11 protein-coding genes are annotated in these 13,720 nt (G+C 71.9%); 8 read left to right on the top strand and 3 right to left on the bottom strand.

Going from position 1 to position 13,720, the window contains the following annotated elements; translation table 11 throughout:
• Positions 1 to 155: 155 nt before the first annotated feature.
• The 6 genes from DPQ23_RS11270 to DPQ23_RS11245 all read left to right on the top strand — a co-directional run bounded on the left by DPQ23_RS11270 (position 156) and on the right by DPQ23_RS11245 (position 8,349).
• A complete protein-coding gene (locus tag DPQ23_RS11270; protein WP_240602642.1) occupies positions 156 to 2,084 on the top strand; it encodes a cation:proton antiporter in 1,929 nt (642 codons plus the stop codon).
• Positions 2,085 to 2,190: 106 nt separating this feature from the next.
• Positions 2,191 to 3,936, top strand: coding sequence for an arginine--tRNA ligase (gene argS / locus DPQ23_RS11265; RefSeq protein ID WP_112874853.1), 1,746 nt, complete (start codon positions 2,191 to 2,193; stop codon positions 3,934 to 3,936).
• Between the two features lie 79 nt (positions 3,937 to 4,015).
• The gene (locus tag DPQ23_RS11260) at positions 4,016 to 5,173 is read left to right on the top strand and encodes an SPOR domain-containing protein (RefSeq protein ID WP_112874851.1); all 1,158 of its coding nucleotides are present in this window, start codon (positions 4,016 to 4,018) and stop codon (positions 5,171 to 5,173) included.
• Positions 5,170 to 6,198: a beta-N-acetylhexosaminidase gene (gene nagZ / locus DPQ23_RS11255; RefSeq protein ID WP_240602640.1), complete on the top strand. Its 1,029-nt coding sequence runs from the start codon at positions 5,170 to 5,172 to the stop codon at positions 6,196 to 6,198. Before DPQ23_RS11260 ends, nagZ begins: the two co-directional genes overlap by 4 nt.
• Before the next feature lie 76 nt (positions 6,199 to 6,274).
• Positions 6,275 to 7,384 (top strand): histidinol-phosphate transaminase, encoded by a 1,110-nt coding sequence (gene hisC / locus DPQ23_RS11250; RefSeq protein WP_112874849.1) that lies wholly within the window; start codon positions 6,275 to 6,277, stop codon positions 7,382 to 7,384.
• On the top strand, positions 7,381 to 8,349 hold the full coding sequence (locus DPQ23_RS11245) for a prephenate/arogenate dehydrogenase family protein (RefSeq protein WP_112874847.1): 969 nt from the start codon (positions 7,381 to 7,383) through the stop codon (positions 8,347 to 8,349). Before hisC ends, DPQ23_RS11245 begins: the two co-directional genes overlap by 4 nt.
• Here DPQ23_RS11245 and DPQ23_RS11240 read toward each other — a convergent pair.
• Complete coding sequence (locus DPQ23_RS11240) at positions 8,338 to 9,372, bottom strand: DUF2125 domain-containing protein (RefSeq protein ID WP_112874846.1); 1,035 nt, start codon at positions 9,370 to 9,372, stop codon at positions 8,338 to 8,340. The two genes, DPQ23_RS11245 and DPQ23_RS11240, sit on opposite strands and share 12 nt — an antisense overlap.
• 70 nt (positions 9,373 to 9,442) lie before the next feature.
• On the opposite strand from DPQ23_RS11240, the gene DPQ23_RS11235 reads away from it, so the two are divergent.
• A complete protein-coding gene (locus DPQ23_RS11235; protein WP_112874844.1) occupies positions 9,443 to 9,991 on the top strand; it encodes a gamma-glutamylcyclotransferase in 549 nt (182 codons plus the stop codon).
• Here the strand turns inward: DPQ23_RS11235 and DPQ23_RS11230 are convergent.
• Positions 9,988 to 10,929 (bottom strand): glycosyltransferase family 8 protein, encoded by a 942-nt coding sequence (locus tag DPQ23_RS11230; protein ID WP_112874842.1) that lies wholly within the window; start codon positions 10,927 to 10,929, stop codon positions 9,988 to 9,990. The two genes, DPQ23_RS11235 and DPQ23_RS11230, sit on opposite strands and share 4 nt — an antisense overlap.
• A gap of 1 nt (position 10,930) precedes the next feature.
• Positions 10,931 to 13,171, bottom strand: coding sequence for an adenosylcobalamin-dependent ribonucleoside-diphosphate reductase (locus tag DPQ23_RS11225; RefSeq protein WP_112874840.1), 2,241 nt, complete (start codon positions 13,169 to 13,171; stop codon positions 10,931 to 10,933).
• A 181-nt stretch (positions 13,172 to 13,352) separates the two neighbouring features.
• On the opposite strand from DPQ23_RS11225, the gene DPQ23_RS11220 reads away from it, so the two are divergent.
• A complete protein-coding gene (locus DPQ23_RS11220; protein ID WP_162630722.1) occupies positions 13,353 to 13,718 on the top strand; it encodes a hypothetical protein in 366 nt (121 codons plus the stop codon).
• Positions 13,719 to 13,720: the final 2 nt, after the last annotated feature.

Here is a 13,720-nt window from a genome sequence, read left to right as displayed (position 1 = left end):
CCGCCGGATGCGGGCTTGCCGCCCTTAGCGCAGATCGCCCGTGCCGTCAATATTGCGCCCTCGGACGCGCCGGCAGGCGGGCGGGGCAGGCGGCGGGGGCAGGCGGGCTGGGACGACAGGGAACAGGCGGCACGGCGCCGCGTTCGTGCGCAGCAATGGCGATCAGCACGGCGTGGGGCAGCATGGCGACAGGGACGGCGGAACTGGGGGTCATCGAGGCGTTCGCCCTGATCGGGGCGGCGGGCGTGGGCGCGCAATGGCTGGCCTGGCGGCTGCGGCTGCCGGCCATCGTGCTGATGCTGGCGGCGGGCCTGCTGCTGGGGCCGGTCACGGGCATCCTGATCCCGGCCCGCGACATCGGGGCACTGGTCGGGCCGATGGTGTCGCTGGCCGTGTCGGTGATCCTGTTCGAGGGTGGGCTGACGCTGAATTTTCGCAAGCTGGCCGACGCGCGCCCGGCCGTGCATCGGCTGGTCTGGGTCGGCGCGCCGGTCGGCTGGGCGCTGAACACGCTGGCGCTGATGCTGATCGGCGGCCTCAGCTGGCAGTCGTCGCTGGTCTTCGGGGGCATCCTGATCGTCACCGGCCCCACCGTGATCGCACCCCTGCTGCGGCAGGCGCGGCTGGTCACGCGCCCGGCGCAGGTGCTGCAATGGGAAGGGATCGTCAACGACCCGATCGGGGCGCTGGCCGCGGTGCTGGCGCTGCAACTGGTCGTGGTGACGGCCAGCGGGGCGTTCTGGGGGCAGGCGCTGGCCCATGTGGCGCCGGGCGTGCTGTTTGCCACCCTGGTCGGGCTCGGCTCGGGCTGGGCCGTGGTGGCGGCGTTCCGCCGCAATGCCGTGCCCGAATACATGAAGGTGCCCGTCCTGTTCGTGGCCGTGATCGCCACATTCGCGCTGGCCGACACGGTGCTGCACGAATCCGGCCTGCTGGCGGTGACGGTGATGGGGCTGCTGATCGCCAACGCCAACCTGCCGTCCTATACCGAGCTCTACCGCTTCAAGGAGCACGCGACGATCCTGCTGGTGTCGGGGGTGTTCATCATCCTGGCCGCGGGGGTCGATTTCGGGCTGCTGGCGCAGCTGAACTGGCGCGCCTTCGTCCTGATCGCGGCGATCATCCTGATCGTGCGTCCGGCGACGGTGCTGATCTCGCTGATCGGGACCAACCTGCCCATGCGCGAACGCCTGCTGGTCGCCTTCACCGGCCCGCGCGGCGTCGTGCTGGTCGCCGTCTCGGGCATCTTTGCCGAACGGCTGGTGGCCCAGGGCGTGCCTGACGGCGCGCTGGTCGCGCCGCTGGCCTTCGCGCTGGTGCTGGCGACGGTGCTGCTGCACGGCTTCACGCTGGCGCCGCTGGCCCGGCGGGTGGGGCTGACGACGGGCGACAGCGCGGGGCTGCTGATCGTGGGCGGATCGCCCTTTGCCACCGCGATGGGGCAGGCGCTGGCGGCGGCGGGGGTCGAGGTGCTGATCGCCGATCCCAACCGCGACCATCTGCGCGGGGCCCGCAGCGCAGGCCTGCCCACCTATTACGGCGACATCCTGGCCGAGGCGGCCGAGTCGAACGTCGAGTTCCTGGCCTATGACCGCATCCTGGCCGCCTCCGACAACGATGCCTACAACACCCTGGTCGCCACCGACCTGGCGCCCGATTTCGGACGCGAGTCGATCTGGCAGGTCACGCGCGAACGGGACGAACAGCGTCGCCATGCGCTGCCCGCGCAGCTGGGCGGGCAGGGCTTCGGCGGCGGGCGCACGCTGGCGCAGCTGGTCGCGCTGGTGGCCGCGGGGTGGACGGTCCGCACCACCCGCCTGACCGAGGAATACACCCTGGACGACTGGCGCGCCAAGCGCCCCGATGCCGTGCCCCTGGCCACCCTGACCGACGACAGGCTGGACTTCGTCAGCGATCCGGCGGCGCTGACCCACAAGCCCGGAATGCAGATCATGGCCCTGATCGCGCCCGAACCCAAGGGCGGGGCCGAGCCGGACAGGGCAGCGGCCGCCCCGCGCCCGACGGCCGCGCCGGCGCCTGCGCAAGCGCGCGCCCTGACGCAGGCGGGCGCGCCGGCTGGCTAAGGGGGGGCAGGGTCCCGGCGCAGACCCCTCGGGGCGAAGACGCGCGCCGATGTTGCGGCGCGCCGTCCAGTTCGCTATCCGGGCCGGCGACGAAGGGATTTTTCGCATGAACCTGTTTGCCGACATCCGCGCGCTGGTGTTGGGGGCGCTGGATGCGCTCAGCGCGAAAGGGCTGCTGCCCGCCGGGCTGGACCTGTCCGCCGTCGCGGTCGAACCGCCGCGCGACCCCGCCCACGGCGACATGGCGACGAACGCTGCCATGGTGCTGGCCAAGCCCGCCGGGATGAAGCCGCGCGACATCGCGGCCGCCCTGGCCGAGGAACTGACCGCCGACCCCCGCATCGCCGCGGCCGAGGTTGCGGGACCCGGCTTCCTGAACCTGCGCCTGGCCCCCGGCCAGTGGCAGCGCGTGCTGACCGCGGCCCTGCGCCAGGGCGCCGATTTCGGCCGCGCCGCACCGGGATCGGGCGAGCGCATCAACGTCGAGTTCGTCAGCGCCAACCCCACCGGCCCGATGCACGTGGGCCACATGCGGGGCGCGGTCTTCGGCGACGCGCTGGCCAACCTGCTGGCCTTTGCCGGCCACGACGTCACGCGCGAATACTACATCAACGACGGCGGCGCGCAGGTGGACGTGCTGGCGCGGTCGGCCTATGAGCGCTACCGCGAGGCGCATGGACTGGACCCCCAGATCGCCGAGGGCCTGTATCCCGGCGACTATCTGATCCCCGTGGGCGAGGCGCTGAAGGCGCAGTATGGCGACAGCCTGCTGGACCGGCCCGAATCCGACTGGCTGGCCGAGGTGCGCGACTTTGCCAGCGCCCGCATGATGGCCATGATCCGCGAGGATCTTGCCCTGCTGGGCGTCACGATGGACGTCTATTCGTCGGAAAAGGCGCTGTACGGCACCGGCCGGATCGAGGCCGCGATCGAGCGGCTGGCGCAGGCGGGCCTGATCTATGAAGGCGTGCTGGAGGCCCCGAAAGGCAAGCTGCCCGACGACTGGGAGGCGCGCGAGCAGACGCTGTTCCGGTCCACCGCGCATGGCGACGACGTGGACCGCCCGGTGAAGAAGTCGGACGGGGCCTGGACCTATTTCGCGCCCGACATCGCCTATCACATGGACAAGATCGACCGCGGCTTCGACCAGCTGATCGACATCTTCGGCGCCGATCACGGCGGCTATGTCAAGCGGATGCAGGCGGCGGTCGCGGCGCTGTCGGGCGGGCGCGTGCCGCTGGACGTCAAGCTGATCCAGCTGGTCAAGCTGTGGAAGAACGGCGAGCCGTTCAAGATGTCCAAGCGCGCGGGCACGTTTGTCACCCTGCGCGACGTGGTGGAACAGGCGGGACGCGACGTGACGCGGTTCCACATGCTGACGCGCAAGAACGACGCGCCACTGGATTTCGACTTCGACAGGGTTCTGGAACAGTCCAAGGACAATCCGGTCTGGTATGTCCAGTATGCCAGCGCCCGGACCCATTCGGTCCTGCGCCGTGCGGCCGACATGGGCGTGGACATCTCGGACGCGGCCCTGGCGGGGGCGGACCTGTCGGGGCTGGACCATCCGGCCGAACTGGCGCTGGCGCGCAAGATCGCCGAATGGCCCCGCCAGGTCGAGATCGCGGCCCGCGCGCACGAGCCGCACCGCATCGCGTTCTACCTTTATGACCTGGCGTCGGACCTGCACGCGCTGTGGAACCGGGGCAACGAGGACAGCGCACTGCGATTTGTTCAGGATGGTGACCCTGCTGCAACAGCGCCGAAAATTGCGCTGGTCCGCGCCGTCGGCGTTGTCATTTCGGCCGGCTTGGGTATCTTGGGCGTCGCACCGGTCAAGGAAATGCGCTGACCAAGGCGTGGCCTTCCCGGGCAGCGAGGGCAGTCAACGAAAAGCCGGGCCAACCCGGCGGACAGGCGGGAACAGAGCGATGACGGTGGTGGATTTCCGCTCGGGCGGGTATGATGGCGTGCGCGGTCGAACCGGTCACGGGACTCGCGACGATTTTCATGACGATGATCTGGCGCATGACTGGCCGATCGACACCTGGGACGACGCGCGCCAGGGCACCGACGGGATGCCGGCGCGCCTGACGGACCGCGACAGCGTCCTGGGTCGCGTGGCGCGCCTGACGCATTACCTGGGGGCGCTGGTCTCGGTCCTTCTGATGTGCGCGCTGGCGGTCTGGGGCTATCGCCTTGTGGTGCGCGACGTGTCTGGCGTGCCCGTCATCCGCGCCGTCGAGGGGGACGCCCGCGTGGCGCCCGAACATCCCGGCGGCGAACTGACCGACCGCACCGGCCTGGCCGTCAACGCGGTCGCCGCCGGATCGAGGACCGCACCGGTCGAACGCGTCGCCATTGCGCCCGCGCCGACGGCGCTGTCGGGGCAGGATGTGGCGATGGGTGAACTGGGCGCCACCGCGCACGAGCCCGCCCCCAGCGACCAGCCGCTGGCCGACGACACGGTGGACACCGTCGCCCTGACGGACGCCGAGGCCGCCCGGATCGCCGCCGAACAGGCCACCGCCGAACAGGCCGCGCAGACGCAGACCGTCGCGCTGGCGCAGGTTCCGGCCGTGGCCCCGGCCGACACCGATGCCGAACCCGTGGGCGCCGCCGTGACCACGGCCGACGGCAAGCCGACGCAGGACACCGCAATCACCGCCGCCCTGGCCGAGGCCGGCGCAATCCCGTCGGTCGTGTCCGCCGGCCGCCCCGCGCCCCGCCCGCGCCGCCTGGCGGCCGCAGCGCCCGCGTCCGACGCGGCGCCGGCGACGGCCCCCGCCCTTGCGCCGGTCGCAGCACCCGAACCCGTCGCCGCCGCGCGCCCGGCCGCCGGCGCGCCGCTGGTCCAGATCGGGGCCTTTGACAGCAACGCGATCGCGCAGTCGGAATTCACCCGCGTGTCGGGCCGCTTCGGGGCGCTGTTCTCGGGCAAGGCCCCGGTCGTGCAGGAACACCGCGTCAACGGCCGCACCTTCTATCGGCTGCGCGTGGCCGGGTTCGACAGCCGCGAGGACGCGCGCCGCTTCTGCGCCGCGCTGATCGAGGCCGGGACCGACTGCATCCCCGCCGCGGCCAAGTGATCCCGGCGCAGGGCCGCCCGAAGGGCGAGGCGCCAAGGACCGGGGCCATCCCTTCGGCCACGATCCTGGGGGTCGAGGGGCCGACGCTGGGCCGGGACGAGCGCGCCTTTCTGCGCGATGCCGACCCCTGGGGCTTCATCCTGTTTGCCCGCAACGTCGAGACGCCATCGCAACTGGCTCGGCTGACCGCCGCGTTGCGCGAGGCCGTGGGCCGCGACGCGCTGGTGATCACCGACCAGGAGGGCGGGCGCGTCCAGCGCCTGCGCGCCCCCCACTGGACCGACTGGCCCGCCGCGATGGACAGCGCCGCCGACGGCGCGCGTGCGGTCGCGCTGCGCCATCGGCTGATGGGGCGCGAACTGCGCGCTGTCGGCATCGACGCGGACGCCGCCCCCTGCCTGGACATCGCGGACGGCGCGACCCATCCGTTTCTGCGCAACCGCTGCTTTGGCACCGATGCGGCCACCGTCACGGCGATGGGACGGGCCGCGGCCGACGGCCTGCTGGCCGCGGGCGTGCTGCCTATCGTCAAGCACATGCCGGGTCATGGGCGCACGCGGGTGGACAGCCACCACGACCTGCCGGTCCTGGATGCGGCGCTGGATGACCTGGACGCCACCGACTTTGCGCCCTTTCGCGCGCTGGCCGACCTGCCGCTGGGCATGACCGCCCATATCCGGCTGACGCGCCTGGACGACCGGCCCGCCACCGCCTCGGCCGCCGCGATCGCGCTGATCCGTGACCGCATCGGCTTTTCGGGCCTGCTGATGAGCGATGACATCGGCATGAACGCCCTGACCGGCACGCCGGCCGAACGCACCGCGGCCGCCATCGCGGCTGGATGCGACGTGGTGCTTGCCTGCAACATGACGCGCGCCGAACTTGCCGCCGTCACCGCCGCCGCAGGGCCGCTGGTCCCCGCCGCGGCCCGCCGCGCGGCGGCTGCGCTGGCCCGTCGCGGCCCGCCCGACCCGGTTGACGACGCAGCCCTGCGGGCGGAACTGGCCGCGCTGAGCGGGGGCTGACGCTGCGCGCAGGCCGCCGCCCCTTCCCAACCCGCGCGGGGCCGCCTATGAACCCTCGCAGCCCGAGGAGTCCGCGATGAGCCACACCGTCCCCCCCCAGCCCGGCATCCTGCAGATCGCGCTGTACGAGGCGGGGACGTCGCATCTGGCCGGGCGCACCGACGCGTTGAAGCTCAGCTCGAACGAGAACCCCTTCGGGCCGTCGCACAAGGCGCGCGAGGCGGTGGCGCGGTCGGTCCATCAGATGCACCGCTATCCCTCGACCGACCACGCGGCCCTGCGCCACGCGATCGGCGAGGCGCACGGGCTTGACCGCGACCGCATCATCTGCGGCGTGGGGTCCGACGAGATCATCCATTTCCTCTGCCAGGCCTATGCCGGCCCGGACACCGAGGTCCTGTTCACCGAACACGGCTTTCTGATGTACCGCATCAGCGCCATGGCAGCGGGGGCGACCCCGGTGGCGGTGGGCGAGCGTGACCGCACGACCGACATCGACGCGCTGATCGCAGGCGCCACGCCCGCCACGCGGCTGATCTTTGTCGCCAACCCCAACAACCCGACCGGGACGATGGTGCCGCTGGACGAGCTGGAGCGGCTGGCCCTTGCCGTGCCGCAGGCGATCCTGGTGATCGACGCGGCCTATGCGGAATATGTCGGCGGCGACTATGACGGGGGCGCCGATCTTGCGACGCGCCTGCCCAACGTCGTGATGACGCGGACGTTTTCCAAGATCTACGGCCTTGGCGGGCTGCGCGTCGGCTGGGCCTATGGCCCGCGCGAGATCATCGACGTCCTGAACCGCATCCGCGGCCCGTTCAACCTGTCGGGCCCCGCGCTGGAGGGGGCCGAGGCCGCCGTCCGCGATCGCGCCCATGTCGAGCATTCGCGGTCGGAAAACGCCCGGCTTCGCGTCTGGCTGGCCCGGGCGCTGGCCGACCGCGGGGTGCCCTCGGACGCGTCGTTCGCCAATTTCGTGCTGGCGCGCTTTGCCGACGGGGCGACGGCCGAGGCGTGCGACGCGGCCCTGCGCGAGGCGGGGATCATCGTGCGCCGGGTCGCCGGCTATGGCCTGCCGCATTGCCTTCGCATCACCGTGGGGGACGAGGCGTCCTGCCGCCGCGTGGCCCATGTCATCGGCCAGTTCACCGCCGCGCGGGCCCAGATCCAGGTCCCGGCGCCATGACCGCCGCGCCCGCGCCCGCTGCCTTCGTGCCGTTCCGCCGCGTGGCGCTGATCGGCCTGGGGCTGATCGCCGGGTCCATGGCCCATGCCATGCGGCAGGGCGGGCTGGCGCATCACATCGCAGGCCACGCCCGGTCCGCGGAAACGCGCGCCGTCGCCGCCGAGATCGGCCTGGTGGACAGCGTCCACGACAGCGCGGCCGAGGCGGTGGCGGGGGCCGACCTGGTGGTGCTGGCCGTGCCGGTCGGCGCCATGGGCGCTGTCGCGGCCGAGATCGCGCCCTATCTGGAACCGGGCGCGATCCTGACCGATGTCGGCTCGGTCAAGCAGGCGGTGATCGACGCCGTCGCCCCGCATGTTCCGGCGGGCGTCCATTTCGTTCCCGGCCATCCGCTGGCGGGCACCGAGCATTCCGGCCCCCGGTCGGGCTTTGCCGGACTGTTCCGCAATCGCTGGTGGCTGCTGACCCCGCCGCCCGGCGGGGATGCCGCCGCAGTCGAGCGGTTGTCCGGGCTGGTCCGCGCCATGGGCGCCAACGTCGATCTGATGGAGCCTGCGCATCACGACCTGGTGCTGGCCGTGACCAGCCACGCGCCGCACCTGATCGCCTATACGATGGTGGGCGTGGCCGACCACCTTCGCCGCGTCACCGAATCCGAGGTGATCCGCTATTCCGCCGCGGGGTTCCGGGATTTCACCCGGATTGCGGCGTCGGACCCGACGATGTGGCGCGACGTGTTCCTGCACAACAAGGACGCGACCCTGGACATCCTGGGCCGCTTTGCCGAGGAACTGTTCGTCCTGCAGCGCGCCATCCGCATGGGCGACGGCCAGCAGCTGCACGATTATTTCACCCGCACGCGCGCCATCCGCCGCGGCATCATCGAGGCCGGGCAGGACACCGCGCAGCCGGATTTCGGCCGCACGCCGGCGGTGCCCGTGCCGGGCGCGGCCTCAGCGGACTGACAGCACCGGCGCGTTGCCCAGCGGCACCGGGCCCAGGGTCATGCGGCCGTTGCGGAAGACCAGGGGCAGGCGCAGCGCGCCCTTTGCAAGGGGCGGGGGCGGCGTGACGCCCAAGGGCAACGGCACCTCGGCCGCGGCGGCCGTGGCCAGCGCCGCAATGGCCAGCGGCACGACCGGCCGGGGGATGATCCCAAGATCGGCCGCCAGCCGCAGGAACCTCGGGGCGTCGGCGGTATCGACAAACACCGCCCCCTCGGGGCGGCCGTCGTCGCGGATGGACAGATGCCCGGCCAGCCGCAGCGACAGCCCGCCCAGCCCCAGCGACACGCCGTCGCTGGCCAGCCCGCGCAGCGCCGGGTCCGCCGCGCCCTGCCGGCCGCCTGCGACCAGCGGGCCGGTCAGGAACAGCCGCGTGGTGCCGTCTGCCGAAAGCCGCCCCAGCGCGGCCAGGGCGGCGGTGGCGGGCGCGGGCAGGCCGGGCAGCGCCGCAGGCGTCAGACCGCTAAGCGCCACCGCCACATCATAGGCCGCGGCCGCGCCGGGCGGGGCGCCTGCGCCCATGGGGGTCAGGCGCGCGTCGACCTGCACAGTGTCGGCCAGCGGCGCGCCGTCCAGCGCCACGGGACCGCTCTCCACCGCCGCCCGGCCGATCGCCATGCCGCTGGTCGGCACCACCCGCAGGGTCAGCACCGCATTGTCCGCCGCGACCTCGCGCGGCACGCCCGCCAGCGGCAGCGTCATGCGCGCGGGCAGGGCGGCGTGGAACTGGGTCGGCGCGGTCGGCGCGGCCCACAGCTCCAGCGCCGGCAGCTGGACCGGGCCCTGCGGCGTCTCGACGGCGACATCGGTCAGCGACAGGCCCACGCGGAGCAGCTCGCGCAGGGGCTCGACGCCCGCGGCGGCGATCTGCGGATCGTCGGCGATGCGCTGCGCGACCGCGCGCGACAGCCAGGTCTCGCCCCCCACCCATGCGGTCGCAAGGCCCCCGCCCAGCAGGATCACGATCAGCAACAGGGTCCGCATTCGTGTTTTCGCCCCTCTTGGCAGGATGGCCGGGACAGACGTACCCTGCGGTCCGGTGAAAGGACAGGGGATGGACGCAGGGCGCTGGGTGTTTGGCTATGGCTCGCTGATGTGGGCGCCGGATTTCCCGGTGGCCGAGCGGGTGATCGCGCAGGCAGAGGGCTGGCGGCGCAGCTTTTGCCTGCTGTCCATCTGCCACCGCGGCACCGAACAGCGGCCCGGGCTGGTGCTGGGGCTGGACGCCGACCCCAGACGCGTCTGCACCGGCGTCGCGCTGCGCGTGGACGAGGCGATCTGGCCCGAGGTCGTGGCGGGCTTGCGCACCCGAGAGCTTGTGACCCAGGCCTATGCCGAGGCGATGCTGCCGCTGGCCCTGGCCGACGGCCGGCGGGTCGAGGCGCTGGGCTATGTGATGCGACGCGAACACTGGCAGTATGCCGGCCACCTGACGCCCGCCGAGCAGGCTGCGATCATCGCGGGGGCGCGCGGCGGGCGGGGACCGAACACGGACTATCTCTACAACACGGTGGCGCATCTGGCCGAAATGGGCATCCCCGACCCGGCGCTGGAAACCCTGGCCGCCCAGGTGCGCGCGATCGAGGGGGGCCGCTGCCCCTAGCGCGGGTCGAGCAGCGTATACTCGTCCGCGAACCGGCCGAGGTAATCCAGCATCACGCCGGACGCGCGCCACTGGCGCAGCAACGCCCGCCCCAGCCGCCGCCGGTCCGGCCAGTGCCGCGCGGTCAGGTCGGGCGCGTCCGATACGCCCGCATAAAGGCTGCGCCAGCGCATCGGGACGATGCCCGCGGACCGCGCCAGCCAGGGCTTTTCCGGCCCGATGAAATGCACCAGGCACGGGTCCGCCATGGCCGTCAGATGGGCCGAGGCCCATGTGAACTGCCAGTTCCACAACGGGCTGATCTCGGTCCAGTCGCCGTGCAGGACGCCGTTGATCAGCGCCTGGTCACGGCCCAGCCCGGCCAGATGCCGGCGGGCAAAGGCAGCGCTGCGGGCGGGCATGTCCTGCGCGGCCCAGGCGTCGGTGTCGATCATCACCACGCCCGCGTTGAAATAGGGCGCGGCAGGCCAGCCCAGCGCCCGGAACTCGGGTGTCTTCTTGCGCGGCTGGCGCCACTGGCGGTTGTCGCGCACCGCCGCGACCGCGCGCCCGCGCATGTCCGCCGACAGCAGCCGCCCCGGATCGCCACGCTCGAACAGGATGTCGGCGTCAAGAACCAGGATGCGCCGCCACCGCCCGGCCAGTGCGCGGGCCAGAAAGATTTCCATGTAGGTCGCGACCGACCGCCGGGCGTCCGTGGGCAGCGCCTCGATCAGCCCGGCGTCGCGGGCCGCGACATGGCCGATCCCCGCGGCGTGCAGCGCGCCCGGCAGGTCCAGCGCCTCGGGCCCGCCGATCAGCACGTCGAAGTCGCGGCCGGGCACCGCGGCCAGCTGCCGCGCCACCACGCCCGCATAGGGCAGGTAATTCGCGTCGCACGCGACGATCACCGCCCGGTCCGAGGTCTGGGCGAAACGCGGGCTGAAGGACGCCGTCATCCTAGCCGCACTTGCTGTGCCCGCAGGTCGGGCAGGTCATGCAGCCCTCGACCATCCGCATTCCCGGTGCGCCGCAGGCGGGGCAGGCGGGGCCGCGTGGGCGGTCGGCCGCGTCGTCGGCGGTGGGGTCTGACTTCAGGCCCGCGCCCTCGGCCGCCAGGAACCCGATGGCGACCATGTGGCGCTCGATCACGCCCCCGATCGCAGCCAGGATCGACGGGACATAGCGCCCCTCCATCCAGGCGCCGCCGCGGGGATCAAAGACCGCCTTCAGCTCCTCGACGACAAAGGACACGTCGCCGCCGCGCCGGAACACCGCCGAGATCATTCGCGTCAACGCCACTGTCCAGGCGTAATGCTCCATGTTCTTCGAGTTGATGAACACCTCGAACGGCCGGCGCTGCCCGCCGTCCACGATATCGTTCAGGGTGATGTAGATGGCATGCTCGCTGCCGGGGAACTTGAGCTTGTAGGTCGCCCCCTCCAGCGCCTGCGGGCGGTCCATCGGGGTGTCCAGATAGGCGCGGGGGACCGGCGCGGGCTTGTCGGAGGCCACCGACAGCACCGACCCGGTGACGTCGTTGGGGCGATAGGTGGTGCAGCCCTTGCAGCCCCCGTCCCAGGCGGCAAGGTACACGTCCTTGAAATCCTGGAACGAGATGTCCTCGGGGCAGTTGATCGTCTTGGAGATCGAGCTGTCCACCCAGCGTTGCGCCGCTGCCTGCATGGCGACGTGATCCAGCGGCGACAGCGTCTGCGCGTCCACGAAATGCGCGGGAACCGGCGCGTCCCCCATCCGTTCGCGCCACAGCGCGACGGCGTAATCGACGACCTCCTCCTCGGTCCGGGTGCCGTCCTTTTGCAGCACCTTGCGCGTATAGGCGTGGGCGAACACCGGCTCGATCCCGGAACTGACGTTGCCGGCGTAAAGGCTGATGGTGCCGGTGGGCGCCACGCTGGTCAGCAGCGCGTTGCGGATGCCGTGGGTGCGGACCGCCTCGCGCACGTCCTCGTCCATGCCCTGCATGAAGCCCGACGCCAGATAGGCCTCGGCGTCGAACAGCGGAAACGGTCCCTTGTCGCGGGCCAGCGCGGCGCTGGTCAGATAGGCCGCGCGGGCGATGCGCCGCATCCAGTCGCCGGTCGCGGCCACCGCCTCGGGCGCGCCATAGCGCAGGCCGACCATCATCAGCGCGTCGGCGAGCCCCGTCACGCCCAGGCCGATGCGGCGCTTGGCACGCGCCTCGGCCGCCTGCTGGGGCAGGGGAAAGCGGCTGGCGTCCACGACATTGTCCATCATCCGTACGGCGGTCGCCACCAGGTCGTCCAGCGCGTCCAGGTCCAGCGCGGCCTCGGGGCCGAACGGGTCCGTCACCAGCCGCGCCAGGTTGATCGACCCCAGCAGGCACGCGCCATAGGGGGGCAGGGGCTGTTCGCCGCAGGGATTCGTCGCGGCGATCCTTTCGACATAGTGCAGGTTGTTGGCCGCGTTGATCCGGTCGATGAAGATCACCCCCGGCTCGGCATAGTCATAGGTCGCGCGCATGATCCGGTCCCACAGGTCGCGGGCACGGACGGTGCGGTAAACGGTGCCCTCGAACATCAGCGGCCAGTCGCCGTCGGCCCTGAGCGCGGCCATGAAGGCATCCGTGACCAGCACCGACAGGTTGAACATCCGCAGCCGGGCGCTGTCCTGCTTGGCGGCGATGAACGCCTCGATGTCGGGATGGTCGCAGCGCATCGTGGCCATCATCGCGCCGCGCCGCGATCCGGCCGACATGATCGTGCGGCACATCGCGTCCCACACGTCCATGAACGACAGCGGGCCGGACGCGTCGGCGGCGACGCCCTTCACCTCGGCCCCGCGGGGGCGGATGGTGCTGAAGTCATAGCCGATGCCGCCGCCCTGCTGCATGGTCAGCGCGGCCTCGCGCAGCGCCTCGAAGATGCCGCCCATGCTGTCGGGGATGGTGCCCATGACGAAGCAGTTGAACAGTGTGACCGACCGGCCCGTCCCGGCACCGGCCAGGATGCGCCCTGCGGGCAGGAACCGGAAATCGACCAGTGCGGCGTAGAACCGTTCCTCCCATGCGGCGGGGTCGGCCTCGGGGCGGGCCAGGTCGCGGGCGACACGGCGCCATGTCTCCTCGACCGAGGCGTCCAGCGCCGTGCCGTCGGAATCGCGAAGGCGATATTTCATGTCCCAGATCTGCTCGGCGATGGGGGCGGCAAAGCGGGTCATGGGATGTCCTGGCGGCTGGTGTCTGGGGGCAGGGCCGATCTCATGCCCGAACGAAGGCGAGTGGTAAAGCGGGCGTGTCCGGGCGCGACGCACACCGCGGCGGGGCGCTGCCAAAATGTCGCTTTCCAGAAACCAAGTCTTTCTGTAAACAACCCGCACGCAATGCCATGGAGTGTCCGGCATGACCCATAGACTGACCCTTGCCCTGTGCCTGATGGCGCTGCCCGCGACGGTGCTGCCCGCGGCGGCCTCGCAGCCGGGGGAATACAAGACCGGCCCGCAGACCGAGCATGTCGCGGCCCCCATCAACCTGGCGCCGGCGCGGCCCGTGCCCATGGCGGTGATGAGCTATGCCACGTTCGAGGCGACGGTCAATCACGCCGACCTGGCCGAATGCCCGCCCGCGATGGCGCAGCCGGGGCGGTTCTGCCGGCTGGTCCTGCACGGCGAGGCGCTGCACGTCTTCGCCTTTTCCGAGGACGGCGACCAGCCGATGCAGGCGGTGATGGAACTGCCGGTGGACAGCCTGCAATTCACCGCCCCGTAGGG

It is taken from the genome of Paracoccus endophyticus (assembly GCF_003286075.1).
GTDB classification, from domain to species: domain Bacteria; phylum Pseudomonadota; class Alphaproteobacteria; order Rhodobacterales; family Rhodobacteraceae; genus Paracoccus; species Paracoccus endophyticus.
Note: the sequence above shows the minus strand (reverse complement) of the source record. Positions and strands in the feature narration are given on the sequence as shown.